This is a genomic window from Pantoea vagans, from assembly GCF_004792415.1.
In the GTDB taxonomy this organism is placed as follows: domain Bacteria; phylum Pseudomonadota; class Gammaproteobacteria; order Enterobacterales; family Enterobacteriaceae; genus Pantoea; species Pantoea vagans.
In genome coordinates, this window is record NZ_CP038853.1 from 3,800,199 (window position 1) to 3,817,841 (window position 17,643).

Genomic DNA, 17,643 nt, shown 5'->3' on the forward strand with positions numbered 1-17,643 from the left:
CTGCACATCATCAAAAAACACTCACGACACATCGAAACTGGAGACACCATGAATATTACGCATGCGTATGCTGCTCAGGATGCAAAATCCAAACTGGCACCGTTCGATTTTAAGCCGCGTGAGCTGCGCGCCCATGACGTTCAGCTTGAGGTGCTGTTCTGTGGCGTTTGCCACTCAGACCTGCATCAGGCCCGTAATGAGTGGAAAAACACCATTTTTCCCGTCGTTCCGGGGCATGAAATTGTGGGTCGCGTAACTGCTGTTGGTCCACAGACGCAGAAATACAAAGTCGGCGATCTGGTTGGCGTCGGCTGCATGGTCGATTCCTGCCGCAGCTGTCCGAGCTGTCAGCAGGGTCTGGAGCAGTACTGCGAAAACGGCTTTGTCGGCACCTATAACGGCGAAGATCGCGAAACCGGCGCCATTACCTACGGCGGCTACTCAACGTCGATGGTGGTTGATGAAAGCTTTGTGCTGCGGATCCCGGAAAACCTGGAGCTGGCGGGCGTGGCACCGCTGCTGTGTGCCGGTATCACCACCTATTCGCCGCTGCGTCACTGGAATGTCGGTCCTGGCAAGAAAGTGGGTATCGTAGGCTTAGGCGGCCTGGGCCATATGGGCGTGAAGATTGCGCATGCCATGGGCGCACATGTGGTGCTGTTCACCACTTCGCCATCCAAAATTGAAGATGGCAAACGTCTGGGTGCCGATGAAGTGGTGATTTCTAAAGATGCGGAGCAGATGGCGCAGCACGCGAACAGCTTTGACTTCATCCTGAACACCGTGGCGGCTCAGCACGATCTCAATCCGTTCATCACCCTGCTGAAGCTGGATGGCAACATGACGCTGGTGGGCGCACCGGAGCACGATCATCCGGCACCGCAGGTCTTTAACCTGATCTTTAAACGTCGCAGCATCGCCGGCTCACTGATTGGCGGCATCGCGGAAACCCAGGAGATGCTCGATTTCTGTGGCGAGCACGGGATTACGTCAGACATTGAGCTGATCGCGATGGACCAGATCAACGAAGCGTATGAGCGCATGCTGAAAAGCGATGTGAAGTATCGCTTTGTTATCGATATCAACACCCTGCGCGATCAGTCTGCCGCGTAAGCGGTCTGATCTGAAACCCTCCTGCTCAGGTAAGAGGGTTTTTTATTGCCGTTTAACGGGCCGCCGCCGCCTGCTGGTATGAGGCATCGACCAGATAGTAGATCTGCGAATCTTTCAGCGAACCGTCGAGGAACAGCGTGCTCCAGTGAGACTTATTCAGATGCTCGCTGGGAATAATATCGCTGTGCTCTTCGCGCAGTAATTCGGCCAGCGCTGGCGTCGATTTCAGCGAGACGGCGGGCCGCCCTTTTACCTCGTGCACCATTGCAAACAGCACGCCGTTACTTTTAATCTGTGTAGCCTTCCAGTCATTGTGGACGCTCTGCTCCGCGCCCGGCTTGCTCATGCAATAGGTCAGTAAGTCTGAGTTATTCATTACGACTCCCCTTGTAAAGTGGCGACAATCCGCCTGGCACCGCCATCAATGCGATGCTCGCCCAGCCAGATACCCTGCCAGGTGCCCAGCACCAGACGTCCCCGCTGAACCGGTAATAACAACGAAACCCCTAAGGTCGATGATTTGATGTGCGCTGGCATATCATCACGTCCTTCGTAGTCGTGCTGATAAGGCGCATTCTCCGGCACGTGCCGCATGAAATGCTGCTCCATGTCGCTGCGCACAGTCGGGTCGCAATTCTCGTTTAAGGTTAACGACGCCGAAGTGTGCTGCAACAGCAGATGCAGCAGTCCGGTTTTGATATCACGCAGTCCGGAAAGCGAATTAACGACCTCATCGGTGACCAGATGAAACCCACGCGACTTCGCACTCAGCGTTATAGTTTGTTGATGCCACATAGCTTATTCCTGAAACGGTTATCCCGTTTAAGTGTGCAGCATGTCGCCGAAAGGTAAACCCTGACCCATAAAAAAACCGCCAGAGAAAACCCTGGCGGTCTTGTTTACAGCCTGGCGGCTGTTACATCACGGCGGCAAACGCTTCCGCTACCTGATGCACATTTTTGCTGTTCAGCCCGGCCACACACATGCGGCCGCTGCCCACCAGATAGATGCCAAATTCGTTACGCAGGCGATCAACCTGCTGCACACTCAGGCCGGTGTAGCTGAACATGCCGCGCTGCTTCAGTAGGTAGTCAAAGTTTTTACCTGGCAGCGCGGTGCTCAGCACGTCCACCAGCGACTGGCGCATCGCGAGAATGCGCAGACGCATCGCCTCCACTTCAGCCAGCCAGCTGGCCTTCAGCACCTCATCGTTGAGGACGCGTGCGACAACCTGCGCACCGAAATTCGGCGGGCTGGAGTAGTTACGGCGAACGGTAGCTTTTAGCTGGCCCAGCACGCGTGCTGACTCTTCGGCGCTGTCACAGACGATAGAGAGACCGCCTACGCGCTCGCCATAGAGCGAGAAGATTTTGGAGAAGGAGTTACTGATCAGCGCAGGCAGGCCCGCCGCCGCGACCGCGCGCAGGGCATACGCATCCTGCTCCATACCGGCACCAAAGCCCTGATAGGCGATATCCAGGAAAGGAATCAGCTGCTGTGCTTTCAGCACCTCAACGGTCTGATCCCACTGCGCATCAGTCAGGTCAGCGCCGGTCGGGTTATGACAGCAGGGATGCAGCAACACGATGCTGTGCGCGGGCAGGGTTTTCAGGGTGCTGATAAAGGCATCAAACCGCACACCGTGGGTTTCGGCGTCATACCAGGGATAGGTGTTTACCTCTAAACCTGCACCGTTAAAAATCGCGATGTGGTTTTCCCAGGTCGGATCGCTGACCCAGACGGCAGACTGCGGGAAGTAGCGCTTGAGGAAATCCGCGCCGACTTTCAGCGCGCCAGAACCACCCAGGGTCTGAATCGACGCAATACGGCCCGCCTTTAACACCGGATGATCGGCACCAAACAGCAGCGGTGCAATCGCACTACGGTAGCTGTTCAGTCCTTCCATTGGCAGATAGAGCGATGCCTGATGCGGCTCAGCATAGATCTGCTCTTCGGCAGCCGCTACAGCCTTCAGCTGCGGGATAATGTTCTGTTCGTCGTAATAGAGCCCGATACTCAGGTTAACTTTGTGTTCGCGTGGGTCTTGTTTGAAAGCTTCCATCAACGACAGAATCGGATCGCCAGCATAGGCATCAACGTTTTGAAACACGGTGTAGGTCTCCATGATTGGTCCGTAAGCGGCGGATTAAACCCGATAGCGTCCCGGACGGTGGTTCATTGCAATAATCAGGTTCAGGATCACCGCACCCGCAATCGACGCGAGCAGGATGGGGCCACTCACCACAAACAGTGACGCCAGCACGACGCAGGTATCGACTGCCATCTGCAGTTTACCCGCGCGGATCCCAAAGCGATCCTGTAGCCACAGCGCCAGAATATTGATGCCGCCCAGGCTCGCCTTATGACGAAATAACACTATAAACCCGATTCCCATGATGACGTTACCGAACAGTGTCGCATAGAAGGGGTTAAGGTCAGAAAAGTGGACGAACAGCGGGTGCAGTTGGGTGAAGAGCGACACCAGTCCGACGGCGCAGAAGGTTTTCAGGGTAAATTCCCAGCCCATGCGTTTAATCGCCAGCCAGTAAAACGGGATGTTGATCAGGAAGAACGCGCTGCCGAACGAGAGCGGCGAGAGATAGCTGATCAGAAAGGCGATACCTGCGGTGCTGCCGGTCAGCGCACCGGCCTGTTTCAGCATAATGACGCCGAACGAGACCATCAGGGTGCCGAGCACCATCGCCAGCGCATCTTCAATGCGCGAATGCGGGACGCGGGAGGGTTCTGCGATGTTATCCATGGGGGTTTTCTCAGTGCAAATGATGCGGTTCCGATGCAAAAAACGCACCATCGTCACAGCACTGAATTGCTGTAAAGTGGATGCCAGCGATATCCCGTTGATATCTAAGGCGCTTTAAAACACAACTTTATGCATAAATTTCGACTGATGCCGTCAACCTATGCGCAAAAGCCATCTTAAATGCGCGTTATTTGCATTAACCGCCGCCAGTGTGCACCAAAATCGCACAGCACGCACTCTTTTAGCGCGTCTTCTCTCCGGGGATCATCATCAGCCCGTTCTCTTTCATTCGCCCAAGCACTACCGAGGTTTTCACATGAGAAACGCTCTGGTGACCGGCAACCAACTGGCTGATTAACGCACTGAGGGAGTTGAGATCGGCCACCGCCACTTTGAGGAGATAGTCTGCATCGCCGGTAGTTTTGTAGGCATCCACGATCGCCTGCTCCTGCTCCACCATGCGGTGAAAGCTCTCAACATATTCCGCGGTGTGGTTAATCAGGCGCACCTCTATTAATCCCACCATGCCAAGCCCGATGGCATCGGGTGACAGCCGGGCGTGATAACCCAGGATGAGGTTAGCCTGTTCCAGATTGATACGGCGGCGGGAACATTGAGAGGCAGAAAGGCCGACGAGATCGCTGAGTTCCTGATTGGTCAGCCGGCCGTTAGATTGTAATAAAGTCAGGATTTTAAGGTCGTAATCGTCTACGTGAGTCATTCCGTTTCCACAGCGTAATGGGCGTCGCTTTGTTACAGATAACCCGATAACCCGAGAGGTTGTCCAACACTATTTTCTGATGATGAGGGCTGTCATGCACAGATCGTGCATGACAGCACAAAGCGAAGATTATTCATCGTCGTATTGCGGACCCGCGTAGTTGTCGAAGCGTGACCACTGGCCATTGAAGGTCAGGCGCACCGTACCGATCGGGCCATTACGCTGTTTACCCAGGATGATCTCGGCGATCCCTTTGAGATCGCTGTTCTCGTGGTAAACCTCATCGCGATAGATAAACATGATCAAATCCGCATCCTGCTCGATCGAACCCGATTCACGCAGATCCGAGTTAACCGGCCGTTTGTCAGCACGCTGCTCCAGTGAGCGGTTAAGCTGCGACAGCGCCACCACCGGCACATTCAGCTCTTTGGCCAGTGCTTTCAGCGAGCGGGAGATTTCTGCAATTTCCAGCGTACGGTTGTCCGACAGTGACGGCACGCGCATCAGCTGCAGGTAGTCAATCATGATCATACTTAAGCCACCGTTTTCACGGTAGATGCGTCGGGCGCGCGAGCGCACTTCGGTAGGCGTCAGGCCAGAAGAGTCATCGATGTACATGTTCTTCTTCTCCAGCAGGATGCCCATGGTGCCGGAGATGCGCGCCCAGTCCTCATCATCCAGCTGTCCGGTTCGGATGCGGGTCTGATCGACGCGGGAAAGTGACGCCAGCATACGCATCATGATCTGCTCGCTGGGCATCTCCAGACTGAAGATCAGCACCGGCTTCTCCTGCAGCATGGCGGCGTTTTCGCACAGGTTCATCGCAAAGGTGGTTTTACCCATCGACGGACGGGCGGCAACAATAATCAGGTCAGAGCCCTGCAGGCCCGCAGTCTTTTTATTGAGGTCCTGATAGCCGGTATCCACGCCGGTGACGCCGTCATGCGGTGTCTGATAGAGCGATTCGATACGGGAGACGGTTGATTCCAGAATCTGCTCGATGTTTTTCGGGCCAGCATCTTTATCCGCACGCGCTTCCGCAATTTTAAAGACGTTCGACTCTGCGAAGTCGAGCAGCTCTTCGCTGTTACGTCCCTGCGGATCGTAGCCGGCATCAGCAATCTGGTTGGCGACGGAGATCATCTCACGCACCACTGCGCGTTCGCGCACAATGTCGGCATAAGCGCCGATGTTCGCCGCACTCGGGGTATTTTTCGCCAGCTCAGCCAGATAGGCGAAGCCACCGGCCATCTCCAGTTCGCCGCGGGTTTCCAGCGATTCAGAGAGCGTAATCAGGTCGATGGGTTTGCTGTTTTCCAGCAGCCGCTGCATCTCGGAAAAAATCAGCCGATGCGAGCGGTTGAAAAAATCATTCGCGACGACGCGCTCAGAGACGTTATCCCAGCGCTCGTTATCCAGCATTAACCCACCGAGCACCGACTGCTCCGCTTCCAGAGAATGCGGGGGCATTTTCACGCCTGCGAGCTGGCGATCCTGCGTTTCGTTCGATTTGTTGGTGGGTTTATTTCCTGCCATAGTGAATGCATTACCGATCTTCTGTGGGGACGCGCAAGTATACCTTAGTTGGGGTGCGCGCCTCACCCTCATGATGAAACAATCACAGGAGTCAGAATGGCAAAGCGTATTCAGTTCAGCGCGCATGGCGGCCCGGACATCTTAGAGTGGACAGATTTTGAACCTGCTGACCCGGCTGAACATGAAGTGCAGGTTGAGCATCGCGCTATCGGCATTAATTACATCGATACCTATGTTCGCAGCGGGCTCTATCCGGTTGCCGCTTTCCCCTCTGGCCTGGGAACGGAAGCCGCAGGTGTGGTGTCGCGGGTTGGCCGTGGCGTGACTCTGTTTAAACCCGGCGATCGCGTAGTCTACTGTCTGGCATCGATGGGAGCCTATAGTGAAGTGCACAACGTAGCGGAAGATCGCCTGATGCATCTTCCGGAGGCGATCAGCTTTGAACAGGGCGCAGCCAGCTTTCTGAAAGGGCTGACTACACAATATCTGCTGCGTCAGACCTATAAAATCAGCGCCGGTGAGACCTTCCTGTTTCATGCCGCGGCGGGCGGCGTCGGGTTAATCGCCTGTCAGTGGGCAAAAGCGCTGGGTGCGCATTTGATCGGCACCGTGGGTTCAGCAGAAAAAGCCACCATGGCGAAAAACGCCGGTGCCTGGGCCACCATTAACTACCGCGAAGAGAATATTGCGCAGCGCGTCAGCGAACTGACGGAAGGGAAAAAAGTGGCAGTGGTGTATGACTCCGTGGGTAAAGATACCTGGGAAGCATCGCTGGATTCGCTGCGCCGTCACGGTCTGATGGTCAGTTTTGGTAATGCATCGGGTCCGGTGACCGGCATCGATCTGGGCATTCTGAATAAGAAAGGCTCGTTGTTTGTGACCCGACCTTCCCTGTTTGGCTATATCACCAATCGCCAGGAGCTGGAAACCGCCAGTGCCGAGCTGTTCTCCCTGCTGGCGAGCGGTGCCATTAAGGTTGATGTGCCGGAGCAGCAGAAGTTTGCGCTGAAAGAGGCCAGCCGGGCGCACCAGATGCTGGAGAGCCGCGCCACACAGGGATCATGTCTGTTAATCCCGTAACAGTGAGCGCCACGTAAGCAACAAAAAGGGCTTCCCGTGGGAAGCCCTCTTCTTTTTTTATTTTTTGTTCGCGCTGATGTAGGGACAGCGGCGATGAATTCATGTCGAGTCGATGGCACATCGATTTGACGACAGGCATCCTGCCAGAAAACATAAGTAAAAAATATGTTTAATTGCAGATCAGCGCCGAACAATCTCTCACACTGTGATCGCTACCGCATTTAGCGCCAGCCTTTGCGGTCTAACCTGTTGATCTTACGTCTCAGCTTGCGGCGCGCTCGCGCATCACTGTCGCCAAAAAAGGCACGATGCAGCCACACAGCAATCACCGCCAGCACCAGCCACGGCAACACTTTGATAACAAGTGCAAACAGTCCACCGACAAACATCACGAGGGTTGCGACCACCAGTGCCGCCAGCACGCCCAGCAGTGAAACGCCGGTCAGCAACAGCATCAGGAAAAACCCCAATACAAATAAAATTTCCACGTCAGCGCTCCTTTTTAAATCAGTTGGTATAGCTATTACAAAAAGCGTGCCAACTGATAACGTATTGATTTAACGCTGATAAGGATTAAAAAAGGTGTAGCGACCTGGTGAGAAAAACCACATTCTGGCGTAAAAAAAACCAGCTTATCAGAGCTGGTTTTTCAGGGTTACGATCACGGATCAGACTTCCTGTGGGATCTTATCCGCCACCAGCGCCAGCGCGGCTTCCAGCACACGGACATCGGCACCCGGCTTGTGAGCGTTTTCACTCAGGTGACGTCGCCACTGGCGGGCGCCCGGAATACCCTGGAACAGTCCCAGCATATGGCGTGTGACGTGTCCCAGATATGTACCCTTCGCCAGTTCCGATTCGATATAGGGATACATGGCGCGCACCACTTCCACCGGGTTTGCCGCCGGGTGCTGACGACCAAACAGCGTCTGATCGACCTGCGCCAGAATGCCGGGGTTTTGATAGGCTTCACGTCCCATCATCACACCGTCCAGGTGCTGCAGGTGGGTCTGAGCTTCTTCCAGCGTTTTTACGCCGCCATTAAGCGCGATCGTCAGATGCGGGAAATCGCGTTTCAGCTGATATACGCGTGGATAGTCCAGCGGTGGAATTTCGCGGTTCTCTTTGGGGCTGAGGCCAGAGAGCCAGGCTTTGCGCGCATGGATGATAAACGTCTCACACTCACCGCGACCTGCCACCGTGCCGATAAAGTCCGTCAGGAATTCATAGCTGTCCAGCTCATCAATCCCGATGCGGGTTTTCACCGTCACCGGAATCGATACCACATCGCGCATCGCTTTAATCGCATCCGCGACCAGATTCGCCTCGGCCATCAGGCAGGCACCAAAACGACCATTCTGAACCCGATCCGAAGGACAGCCGACATTCAGGTTTACTTCATCGTATCCGCGCTGCTCTGCCAGCTTCGCACACTGCGCCAGCGCCACCGGATCGCTACCGCCAAGCTGCAACGCGACCGGATGTTCCGCCTCGCTGTATGCCAGGTAATCCCCTTTGCCATGAATGATCGCGCCTGTGGTCACCATTTCGGTGTAGAGCAGCGTGTCACCGGTCAGCTGACGATGAAAATAGCGACAGTGACGATCGGTCCAATCGAGCATGGGGGCGATAGAGAAACGTTGCGAAGAGAAATTAGGCATGAAGCGCAGACAATCCGGTAATTAAGGGTGATGGAATTCTGTGCAAGGATAACACAAGGGCGGGCGATAGTGCATCGCCCGCCCCCGAACAGCCGGAATAACGTGCTTAGAAGTTAAAGCCCAGCTGCATCATCGCGCCCCAGGTGTTGTTAGCCCCCACCGAGCCAGCCAGATCCAGATGGACAGCTTTGTTAAACGGTGACAGACCAAAACCTGCGGTGGCAACATTTTCGTCGTTAGACCGCATGTCCGCACGATAACCGGCACGCAGTTGCAGCCAGTCAAGCACGCGGTACTCCGCGCCCACTGCCGCATACTGGCTGTTATCCTGGGTTTTGAAGCGTTTGGTTTCCGTCAGATCCACATCGCCTGTCACGGTAAACGGACCTTTATCCCAGGATAGTCCGGTGGTGACCAGCGGGCGAATCTGGTAGGTATCGCGGAATCCGTTGACCTCTTTGGTCTGCAGATCGCGCGAAACCAGGTTCTGTCCGGTCACGCCCAGCGTCCAGTTTTCAGCAAAGGTGGTCGCCAGACCGGCATCAACGTTAAAGCCGGTGTCGGTGCTGCGATACTGGCTATTGTTGATGTCGTTCTTGTCGTAGTTATAGATGCTGGCAGTGTAGTTATAGAGCGAGGTTTTCTGCACTTTCGGGGTTACGCCCACCGAGACCGGCTGACCGGCGATGGTGAACTCATGCGCGACCGCCACACCATAATCAATGGTCAGTGCCGCTAAGCCATTTGCACTGGAGCGAAGGTTATTTTGATCGCCAGGACGTGGCAGCACCGTTCCGTTAGCAACACCGCGCAGGTAGTCGATATCACCCTGGACCACGTTGGCACGGACGTGCGCCGTACCGTAGGCTTTGGTAATAAACGCAAAAGGCAGGGTCTCATTAGGGATCGTGACGGCCACGGCCACGCCTGCACTGCCGTCCGCTTTGTTACCGCGCAAATCGCTGAGCTTGTCAGCGACGTCGCCGGAGGCAGCACGCAGTTCAGGGTAGCCACGCAGATAATCCGCAAAAGTCAGGTTACCAATCACGTCGCGATAGCGATCCACGGTGTCGGTAATATCATCGACTTTATCAATCAGCTTATCTTTGTCAGTAACCTGAATACCTGCCGAGGGAATAATAATGCTGACGTTATCGTCAGATTTAGCACGCGTCATTAATGCCGGGTTCGCCAGCACTGCTGAGCCATAAACAGAAGATGCTACGCCGGTGCCGCCCATGGCGTCATTACGTGCATCATACCAGGTCCCTGCCGCCATGGCGGAAGAAGAAAGGAAAAGCGCGGTCGCTGCAGCGGAATACTTCAGCGCTGAACGTTGAGCGGATTTTTTCACCATTTGCCTGCCATCACCTGAGAAATTGTCATTGAAACATTCAACGACTGAATAGTTTGTTAGCCCTATTGTGAACACTGGCTAACGCGTTATTGCTGTGAATTCAAAGGAAACAGTGTCTTAATTCAAAGGATTGGACGTTTTCCAATCAAAAAACCGTTGTAATTGTTCAGACTGTGTCGGGTTATTTCAAATACTGCCAGACTTTCCTTAAGTCTTTCTGAACATTACTTCTTAACTCAGTGAGATGCAAAGCAAAATGCCAACAAATTCCGCTTCATGTCGATGGAGAATGGATCTGATTTCTCGTCAGATTTGAGATAGATAGCGGCTGAAATTCTTAAAATGCTGCTTAATCAGGCAAAAAATGCTGTTTTAACAGGCGAAAACGAACATCAGCGCCGCAAAACTATGTGTGATAAAATAACATCACTTATCCAGCGGAGAATTTTTCATGACAAACATGACGTCGCAGCAAATTTTGATTCAGGCCGAAAAAATGTGCCTGCAGCGCGGTGTACGTCTGACTTCGCAGCGTGCTGAGGTGTTGCGCCTGATGGCCGAACAGCCTGGCTCGATCAGCGCTTACGATCTGCTGGATCAACTCCGCATCAGCGAACCGCAGGCCAAACCGCCCACCGTCTATCGTGCGCTGGACTTCCTGCTGGAGCAGGGTTTCATTCATCGGGTGGAGTCCAACAATAGCTACGTCATGTGTCACCACTTTGAGGCACCGGCGCATACGTCAGTGATGCTGGTCTGCGACCGCTGTGCAGCAGTAACGGAGAAACAGGCGCAGGGCGTGGAGAAGATTATCGCGACGCTGGCGGGTGAAGCGCAGTTCGCTTTACGCCATAGTGTGATCGAAGCGCATGGCCTGTGTGAAAATTGTGCTGCCGTAGAAGCCTGTACGCACCATGAAAGCTGTGAACACGATCATCAGGATGAGGGTAAAAAGCGGGGAAAACGCGGGTAACTGGCGCATCCTTGTGTGGTTCCGGTGCAGGTGCACCGGAACGTGTTACTGATCAGCGCTGCATTACCAGCGGTGGTCTTTATTCTGGCCTTCCCAGTCCGTCACTTCACGCTCTGCTTCATCTTTCGCATAGCCATAACGTTCCTGGATTTTGCCAACCAGCTGATCGCGTTTGCCTTCGATAACCTGCATGTCATCGTCGGTCAGCTTGCCCCATTTCTCTTTCATTTTGCCTTTGAACTGCTTCCAGTTGCCGCTCGCTTCGTCTTTATTCATGGCAGACCTCCAATCCTCGGGGTTTAACAATTATCTTGTTACTTAACAAAATAACGATATAAAGCGCTGGTTAACTGCGCCGGATAAAGTTAATTGTAGTAGCCAGATTCACAAACCCGGAATAATACGGAATAATCTGTATCAGCCTGTACAGCATCAGGCATCAAACCAGCTGTTCTGACGCCAGTGCCTGCGCCAGATGAGCCACAGTGACAGACCGCGCAGCGCCAGGAAAACCGTTACCGCCAGCCACAGTCCGTGATTGCCCAGCACCGGTACGCTCAGCAGCGTCAGAAAGTAGCCTGCTGCTGCCACCACCATACTGTTACGCATCTCACGTCCGCGCGTCGCGCCGATGAACATCCCATCCAGCAGATAACACCAGACGCCGATCAGCGGCATAACGATCTGCCAGACCAGATAGCGGTCAGCACTTTGTTGCAGCAAAGGAAGGGAGGTCAACAGGGTAACAATCTGCGGGCCAGCAATGGCATAGATCAGCGAGAAGAACAGCGCCACCACCACCGCCTGCCGACAGGCAGAGTGCCAGACACGCCGCAGTTTGCCGCCATCTTTTGCACCATGCGCCTCGCCGGCAAACGCTTCAACCGCGTAGGCGAAGCCATCCAGTGCATAGGCCGTGAACGTAATGAACATCAGCAATACCGCGTTAACTGCCACCACATCCGGGCCCAGCCGCGCGCCCAGCACGGTCAGCGAGGCGAAACAGAGTTGCAGCATCAGTGAGCGCAGCATGATATCCCGGTTCAGCCGCAGCAGCCGGCCGCTGTCACCGCGCCAGCTCTGCTTCAGCAGGCTTAGCGAAATGCCGCGCAGCTTCAGGACCCGCCAGACCATGATGCTGCCGACACCCAGCGTAATGTACTCCGCCAGCGCCGTGGCGGTTGCCGCACCCGCGACACCCCAGTGCAGCCCCATCACCAGCCACAGATCGAGCACGATATTAACCACATTGCCCACCACCAGCAGGATCACCGGCGCGCGCGCATACTGCACGCCCAGCAGCCAGCCCAGAATGACCAGATTTGCCAGCGTAGCAGGCGCGCTTAGCCAGCGAATCTGAATAAACAGTGCCGCCTGTTCCAGTACAGCGGGATTGCCGCCAACCAGATGGGTCGCCAGCTGAATAATCGGATAACGTAAAGCGATGAACAGTACACCCGCCAGCAGCGCAATAATCAGCGGCTGCGTCAGCGCGCGTGCCAGCGCGGTTTTATCACCCGCACCAAACGCCTGCGCCGTAAGGCCAGTCGTACTCATTCGAAGGAAAAGCAGCAGCATAAAGAGGAAGCTGGTCACCGTGGTCCCGACCGCAACCCCGCCAAGATAGACAGGGCTGTCGAGATGACCAATTACTGCCGTATCGACCACCCCCAGTAAGGGAACGGTGATATTTGAAAGGATCATTGGCAGCGCAAGCCGCCAGAGATTTTTATCGGTTGCCGTGATAAAGCGCATTCGCCGTTCCGTGCTCGGTGTCACTGCTCAAAACGGGCAGCGACAAAATTAGGGCAGACAGAATAGCATCAGAAAAGGCGAATGCACGCAGGCCTCAAATCAGAGCCACTCGCCGTTGCGCACCACACCAACCGCCAGACCTTCAATGGTCAGGGACTGTGCTCGGGTATCAACAACAATCGGATCGAAATCACTGTTTTCAGGCAGCAGATGCACGATAGCACCCTGCTTTTTCCAGCGCTTAACGGTGACTTCATCATCAATGCGGGCAACAACAACCTGGCCGTTGCGCACATCCTGGGTTTTATGTACCGCGAGCAGGTCGCCATCCATAATCCCGATATCTTTCATCGACATTCCGCTGACGCGCAGCAGGAAGTCGGCAGATGGCTTAAACAGGCCCGGATCGACCTTGTAATGGGTTTCGATATGTTCCTGCGCCATGATCGGCTCACCGGCAGCAACCCGGCCAATCAACGGTATGCCTTCTGAGGCTTCTTCTTCCATCAGCAGACGAATGCCGCGCGATGCACCGGAAACGATCTCAATGACGCCTTTACGCGCCAGCGCTTTCAAGTGCTCTTCTGCCGCATTCGGTGAGCGGAAGCCCAGTTGCGCAGCAATCTCTGCGCGCGTAGGCGGCATGCCTGTTGAAGAAATATGGTCGCGAATCAGGTCATAGACCTGCTGCTGCCTGCTGGTTAATGCTTTCATCCCGCCCCCTGGTTGTTTATACAGTCGCTGTGAGTATATACAGGTATTGGCGAAATGGAAACCGATTGTCAGGCAAAACGCGGCTTCCGGCGCGATATGGAACGCTTATCGCAAATGTGTCCAGAGCAGCGCGATCCAGACAAACAGTGCCAGTAAGATGCTGATCAGTACCGCCGCAGAGCCCATATCTTTGGCCCGGCCCGCCAGCGGATGATGCTCCTGACCGATGCGGTCAACCACCGATTCAATGGCGCTATTGAGGATTTCAACAATGACCACCAGCACCACCGACCCAATCATCAGGATGCGTGAGACCACATCGACATCCAGCCAGCAGGCGATAATAATGGCGACCAGCGCAGCCAGGGCTTCCTGACGAAACGCCGCTTCATGTTGCCAGGCGGCACGCAGTCCCTGCCAGGAGTAACCTGCGGCTTTAACTATTCTGATAAGTCCGGTGGCATTATTTGCCATGATGTGGGAACCCTTTTATCGGATTGACGTCAATGTCTGGGCTGCGTGCAATTGGCACCACCACAGATCTTCGCTGCACTTTCTGGTATGCTTGCGGCGCTTTGCTAACAAGAGGCTTCATGTTGTCTATGTCAGGTTGGCGTAAACTCTATTACAAATTGCTTAATTTACCACTGTCGTTTTTGGTAAAAAGTAAGGCCATTCCGGCCGATCCCGTGTCTGAACATGGTCTGGATCCGACCCGACCTATTATGTATGTTTTGCCTTACGATTCGAAGGCCGACTTACTGACTTTACGCGCGCAGTGTCTGCGGCATCATCTGCCTGACCCGCTCTCTCCGCTGGAGATTGATGGTTCACTGCTGCCGCGCCACGTATTTATCCACGATGGCCCGCGCGTCTTCCCCTATTTTGTGCCTAGCGTGGAATCGGTGAAAATCTTTCACGATTACCTCGATCTGCATCGCAATAATCCTACGCTGGATATCCAGATGCTGCCGGTCACGGTGATGTTTGGTCGCGCACCCGGACGTGAAGTTCAGGGCGAAGCCACGCCACACCTGCGGGTGCTGAACGGCGTACAGAAATTCTTTGCGGTGATCTGGCACGGACGCGACAGTTTTGTTCGCTTCTCGCCGACCGTTTCGCTGCGCCGCATGGCCACGGAACACGGTACGGATAAGTCGATCGCCCAGAAGCTGGCTCGCGTGGCGCGCATCCATTTTGCCCGTCAGCGGCTGGCGGCGATTGGCCCGCGGTTACCGGCGCGTCAGGATCTCTTTAACCGTCTGCTGCAATCCAAAGCGATTGAAAAAGCCGTCGAAGATGAAGCACGCAGCAAAAAAATCTCCCATGAGAAAGCGCAGCAGAATGCTGTCGAGATGATGGAAGAAATTGCCGCCAACTTCTCTTATGAAGCGATTCGCGTTACTGACCGCGTGATGGGCTGGCTATGGAGTCGTCTCTATCAGGGCATCAACGTTAATGGCGGCGAAAAAGTGCGCCAGCTGGCGCAGGATGGCCACGAGATTGTCTATGTGCCGTGCCATCGCAGCCACATGGATTATCTGCTGCTCTCCTACGTGCTCTATCATCAGGGTCTGGTCCCGCCGCACATTGCTGCCGGTATCAACCTCAACTTCTGGCCAGCCGGCCCGATTTTCCGTCGTCTGGGCGCGTTCTTTATTCGTCGTACTTTTAAAGGCAACAAGCTCTACGCCACGGTGTTCCGTGAATATCTCGGCGAGCTGTTTACCCGCGGCTATTCGGTTGAGTACTTTGTCGAGGGTGGCCGTTCTCGTACCGGCCGCCTGCTGGACCCGAAAACCGGCACCTTAGCCATGACATTGCAGGCGATGCTGCGCGGCGGTAACCGCCCGATCACGCTGGTGCCGATCTACATCGGCTATGAGCACGTGATGGAAGTGGGTACTTACGCCAAAGAACTGCGCGGTGCGGCGAAAGAGAAAGAGGGCTTCATGCAGATGGTGCGTGGCTTGCGCAAGCTGCGCAATCTCGGTCAGGGTTACGTTAACTTTGGCGAACCGCTGCCGCTGGTCAACTATCTCAACAAGCAGGTACCGGAATGGCGCGATGCCATCGATCCGATTGAGCCGCAACGTCCGAGCTGGTTAACACCGACCGTCAATGATATCGCGGCCAGCCTGATGGTGCGTATCAATGAAGCGGGCGCGGCCAATGCCATGAACCTCTGTGTTACCGCTTTGCTGGCGTCACGTCAGCGCTCACTCACCCGTGAACAGCTGATTGAACAGCTGGAGTGCTATACCCAGTTGCTGCGCAATGTGCCTTATTCCCCTAACGCGACCGTACCCGACCTCTCAGCGGAAGCGCTGCTGGATCACGCCATGGGTATGAATAAGTTTGAGAGTGAAAAGGACAGTATTGGCGACATCATCATTCTGCCGCGTGAGCAGGCGGTGCTGATGACCTACTATCGCAACAATATTCATCACATGCTGGTGATGCCGTCGCTGATAGCCGCCATAGTTCAGCAGCATCAGACGCTGACTGAAGCCGAACTGCTGCGTCAGGTGAGCCTGATCTACCCGATGCTGAAGAGCGAACTGTTCCTGCGCTGGCAGACCGATGAGCTGCCGCAACTGCTGACCGACATCAGTCAGGAGCTGGCGCGTCAGGGCCTGATTACCTTCGAAGCTGGTGAATTGCGCTTTACTGCGGCGCGCTACCGCACGCTGCAACTGCTGGCTGCCGGTGTGCGCGAAACGCTGCAGCGTTATGCCATTACCTTCTCGATTCTCAGCGCCAAGCCGACGATTAACCGTGGCACGCTGGAGAAAGAGAGCCGGACGCTGGCACAGCGTCTGTCGGTGCTGCACGGGATCAATGCGCCGGAGTTCTTCGACAAAGCGGTCTTTACCTCACTGGTGCTGACGCTGCGTGACGAAGGGTATATCAGCGACAGCGGTGATGCCGATGTCGCGCAGACCCTGGCGACCTGGCATATCCTGGCTGACCTGGTCACCAGTGATGTCCGCATGACGATTGAAACCGCGGTGGCGCACGACTGACACCCGCGCACAGTAAAAAGGCGACCTCATGAGGTCGCCTTTTTTATGCCCAAAACGCTCTGTCAGAACAGCTGACTGAACGGCGGCGTATTCATCAGTACGCCAAGGAACAGCACCATCCCGACATAATTGTTATTCAGGAAAGCCTGGAAACAGGGCTGGCGTTCGCGCCCGGCGATCAGCTTCTGCTGATAAACAAACAGCGCAGCCGCCAGCAGCAGCGTCCAGTAGAAGGCGCCGTTCAGATGCAGCATCATGCCCACCAGCGCCATCAGCAGCAGGGTTGCCAGTTGCAGCAGCCCGATAATCAGCTTGTCAAAACGGCCAAATAAAATTGCCGTCGACTTCACGCCAATCTTCAGGTCATCATCCCGATCGACCATCGCATACTGGGTGTCGTAAGCGACCGTCCAGCAAATGTTGGCAATAAACACCAGCCAGCACACCAGAGGTAAGGACTCACTAACTGCGGACCAGGCCATCGGAATCGCCCAGCCAAACGCGGCCCCCAGCACCACCTGCGGCAGGTGGGTGTAGCGCTTCATAAAGGGATAAACCCAGGCCAGCGCCAGTCCTACGACGGAGAGCATTATCGTCATCAGGTTCATGGTCAGCACCAGCGCAAAAGCTATCAGCGCCAGAATCACGAACAGCAGCTTCGCCTCTTTTGCACTCACCGCGCCGCTGGCCAGTGGCCGGTGCTTCGTACGCTCCACATGACCATCAACTTTACGGTCGGCGTAGTCATTGATCACACAACCCGCCGCGCGCATCACAAATACCCCGGCAACGAATACCACCAGCACCGGCAGTGGCGGGATCGCCATGTCAGCCAGCCATAATGCCCAGAGCGTGGGCCACATCAGCAGCAGCGTCCCGATCGGTTTGTCGATACGCATCAGGCGAGCGTAGGCCCGCCATTTATTCATACTTAAGCTCGTTTGCA

18 protein-coding genes are annotated in these 17,643 nt (G+C 55.1%); 4 read left to right on the top strand and 14 right to left on the bottom strand.

The window, feature by feature from the left end; genetic code table 11:
* Positions 1 to 48 precede the first annotated feature (48 nt).
* Positions 49 to 1,113, top strand: a complete 1,065-nt coding sequence (locus tag EGO56_RS17790) for an NAD(P)-dependent alcohol dehydrogenase (RefSeq protein ID WP_135910413.1) — start codon at positions 49 to 51, stop codon at positions 1,111 to 1,113.
* Positions 1,114 to 1,165: 52 nt separating this feature from the next.
* On the opposite strand, the gene EGO56_RS17795 is transcribed toward EGO56_RS17790, so the two are convergent.
* The 6 genes from EGO56_RS17795 to dnaB form a co-directional block, all read right to left on the bottom strand.
* A complete protein-coding gene (locus EGO56_RS17795) occupies positions 1,166 to 1,489 on the bottom strand; it encodes an MmcQ/YjbR family DNA-binding protein (protein ID WP_033734902.1) in 324 nt (107 codons plus the stop codon).
* On the bottom strand, positions 1,489 to 1,908 hold the full coding sequence (locus tag EGO56_RS17800; RefSeq protein WP_013359785.1) for a secondary thiamine-phosphate synthase enzyme YjbQ: 420 nt from the start codon (positions 1,906 to 1,908) through the stop codon (positions 1,489 to 1,491). The genes EGO56_RS17795 and EGO56_RS17800 overlap by 1 nt, the downstream gene beginning before the upstream one ends.
* Positions 1,909 to 2,029: 121 nt before the next feature.
* Entirely contained in the window at positions 2,030 to 3,223 is a 1,194-nt protein-coding gene (locus EGO56_RS17805; protein ID WP_135910604.1) for an amino acid aminotransferase, read from the bottom strand.
* Between the two features lie 36 nt (positions 3,224 to 3,259).
* Positions 3,260 to 3,874 (bottom strand): YitT family protein, encoded by a 615-nt coding sequence (locus EGO56_RS17810; RefSeq protein ID WP_135910414.1) that lies wholly within the window; start codon positions 3,872 to 3,874, stop codon positions 3,260 to 3,262.
* A 241-nt stretch (positions 3,875 to 4,115) separates the two neighbouring features.
* Positions 4,116 to 4,595, bottom strand: a complete 480-nt coding sequence (locus EGO56_RS17815) for an Lrp/AsnC family transcriptional regulator (RefSeq protein WP_003855753.1) — start codon at positions 4,593 to 4,595, stop codon at positions 4,116 to 4,118.
* 129 nt (positions 4,596 to 4,724) lie between these two features.
* Positions 4,725 to 6,131 carry a replicative DNA helicase gene (gene dnaB, locus EGO56_RS17820; protein WP_033734894.1) on the bottom strand — a complete coding sequence of 469 codons (1,407 nt, stop codon included), beginning with the start codon at positions 6,129 to 6,131 and terminating at the stop codon, positions 4,725 to 4,727.
* A 96-nt stretch (positions 6,132 to 6,227) separates the two neighbouring features.
* On the opposite strand from dnaB, the gene EGO56_RS17825 reads away from it, so the two are divergent.
* Positions 6,228 to 7,211 (top strand): quinone oxidoreductase, encoded by a 984-nt coding sequence (locus EGO56_RS17825; protein WP_135910415.1) that lies wholly within the window; start codon positions 6,228 to 6,230, stop codon positions 7,209 to 7,211.
* A 221-nt stretch (positions 7,212 to 7,432) separates the two neighbouring features.
* Here the strand turns inward: EGO56_RS17825 and pspG are convergent, their stop codons facing one another.
* The 3 genes from pspG to EGO56_RS17840 all read right to left on the bottom strand — a co-directional run bounded on the left by pspG (position 7,433) and on the right by EGO56_RS17840 (position 10,229).
* The gene (gene pspG / locus EGO56_RS17830) at positions 7,433 to 7,699 is read right to left on the bottom strand and encodes an envelope stress response protein PspG (RefSeq protein WP_095706365.1); all 267 of its coding nucleotides are present in this window, start codon (positions 7,697 to 7,699) and stop codon (positions 7,433 to 7,435) included.
* Between the two features lie 180 nt (positions 7,700 to 7,879).
* Entirely contained in the window at positions 7,880 to 8,872 is a 993-nt protein-coding gene (gene dusA, locus EGO56_RS17835; protein ID WP_135910416.1) for a tRNA dihydrouridine(20/20a) synthase DusA, read from the bottom strand.
* 106 nt (positions 8,873 to 8,978) lie between these two features.
* Positions 8,979 to 10,229: a conjugal transfer protein TraF gene (locus EGO56_RS17840; protein ID WP_013359778.1), complete on the bottom strand. Its 1,251-nt coding sequence runs from the start codon at positions 10,227 to 10,229 to the stop codon at positions 8,979 to 8,981.
* Positions 10,230 to 10,680: 451 nt separating this feature from the next.
* On the opposite strand from EGO56_RS17840, the gene zur reads away from it, so the two are divergent.
* Positions 10,681 to 11,202: a zinc uptake transcriptional repressor Zur gene (gene zur / locus EGO56_RS17845; RefSeq protein ID WP_033734886.1), complete on the top strand. Its 522-nt coding sequence runs from the start codon at positions 10,681 to 10,683 to the stop codon at positions 11,200 to 11,202.
* A 63-nt stretch (positions 11,203 to 11,265) separates the two neighbouring features.
* Here zur and EGO56_RS17850 read toward each other — a convergent pair whose 3' ends face one another.
* The 4 genes from EGO56_RS17850 to EGO56_RS17865 form a co-directional block, all read right to left on the bottom strand.
* Entirely contained in the window at positions 11,266 to 11,478 is a 213-nt protein-coding gene (locus EGO56_RS17850; RefSeq protein ID WP_013359776.1) for a CsbD family protein, read from the bottom strand.
* Between the two features lie 156 nt (positions 11,479 to 11,634).
* Positions 11,635 to 12,957 (bottom strand): MATE family efflux transporter DinF, encoded by a 1,323-nt coding sequence (dinF, locus tag EGO56_RS17855; RefSeq protein WP_135910417.1) that lies wholly within the window; start codon positions 12,955 to 12,957, stop codon positions 11,635 to 11,637.
* 99 nt (positions 12,958 to 13,056) lie between these two features.
* On the bottom strand, positions 13,057 to 13,671 hold the full coding sequence (gene lexA, locus EGO56_RS17860; RefSeq protein WP_013359774.1) for a transcriptional repressor LexA: 615 nt from the start codon (positions 13,669 to 13,671) through the stop codon (positions 13,057 to 13,059).
* A 105-nt stretch (positions 13,672 to 13,776) separates the two neighbouring features.
* Entirely contained in the window at positions 13,777 to 14,145 is a 369-nt protein-coding gene (locus EGO56_RS17865; protein ID WP_033734880.1) for a diacylglycerol kinase, read from the bottom strand.
* 128 nt (positions 14,146 to 14,273) lie between these two features.
* Here EGO56_RS17865 and plsB point away from each other — a divergent pair, with 128 nt between their 5' ends.
* Entirely contained in the window at positions 14,274 to 16,697 is a 2,424-nt protein-coding gene (gene plsB / locus EGO56_RS17870) for a glycerol-3-phosphate 1-O-acyltransferase PlsB (protein WP_135910418.1), read from the top strand.
* 62 nt (positions 16,698 to 16,759) lie between these two features.
* Here the strand turns inward: plsB and ubiA are convergent, their stop codons facing one another.
* Positions 16,760 to 17,626, bottom strand: a complete 867-nt coding sequence (gene ubiA / locus EGO56_RS17875) for a 4-hydroxybenzoate octaprenyltransferase (protein ID WP_202604921.1) — start codon at positions 17,624 to 17,626, stop codon at positions 16,760 to 16,762.
* Positions 17,627 to 17,643: the final 17 nt, after the last annotated feature.

Bases quoted from the DNA above. Each gene is read 5' to 3' on its own strand.
- EGO56_RS17790 (WP_135910413.1), top strand. From the start codon at position 49: ATGAATATTACGCATGCGTATGCTGCTCAGGATGCAAAATCCAAACTG.
- EGO56_RS17795 (WP_033734902.1), bottom strand. From the start codon at position 1,489: ATGAATAACTCAGACTTACTGACCTATTGCATGAGCAAGCCGGGCGCG.
- EGO56_RS17800 (WP_013359785.1), bottom strand. From the start codon at position 1,908: ATGTGGCATCAACAAACTATAACGCTGAGTGCGAAGTCGCGTGGGTTT.
- EGO56_RS17810 (WP_135910414.1), bottom strand. From the start codon at position 3,874: ATGGATAACATCGCAGAACCCTCCCGCGTCCCGCATTCGCGCATTGAA.
- EGO56_RS17815 (WP_003855753.1), bottom strand. From the start codon at position 4,595: ATGACTCACGTAGACGATTACGACCTTAAAATCCTGACTTTATTACAA.
- dnaB (WP_033734894.1), bottom strand. From the start codon at position 6,131: ATGGCAGGAAATAAACCCACCAACAAATCGAACGAAACGCAGGATCGC.
- EGO56_RS17825 (WP_135910415.1), top strand. From the start codon at position 6,228: ATGGCAAAGCGTATTCAGTTCAGCGCGCATGGCGGCCCGGACATCTTA.
- dusA (WP_135910416.1), bottom strand. From the start codon at position 8,872: ATGCCTAATTTCTCTTCGCAACGTTTCTCTATCGCCCCCATGCTCGAT.
- EGO56_RS17840 (WP_013359778.1), bottom strand. From the start codon at position 10,229: ATGGTGAAAAAATCCGCTCAACGTTCAGCGCTGAAGTATTCCGCTGCA.
- zur (WP_033734886.1), top strand. From the start codon at position 10,681: ATGACAAACATGACGTCGCAGCAAATTTTGATTCAGGCCGAAAAAATG.
- EGO56_RS17850 (WP_013359776.1), bottom strand. From the start codon at position 11,478: ATGAATAAAGACGAAGCGAGCGGCAACTGGAAGCAGTTCAAAGGCAAA.
- dinF (WP_135910417.1), bottom strand. From the start codon at position 12,957: ATGCGCTTTATCACGGCAACCGATAAAAATCTCTGGCGGCTTGCGCTG.
- lexA (WP_013359774.1), bottom strand. From the start codon at position 13,671: ATGAAAGCATTAACCAGCAGGCAGCAGCAGGTCTATGACCTGATTCGC.
- EGO56_RS17865 (WP_033734880.1), bottom strand. From the start codon at position 14,145: ATGGCAAATAATGCCACCGGACTTATCAGAATAGTTAAAGCCGCAGGT.
- plsB (WP_135910418.1), top strand. From the start codon at position 14,274: ATGTCAGGTTGGCGTAAACTCTATTACAAATTGCTTAATTTACCACTG.
- ubiA (WP_202604921.1), bottom strand. From the start codon at position 17,626: ATGAATAAATGGCGGGCCTACGCTCGCCTGATGCGTATCGACAAACCG.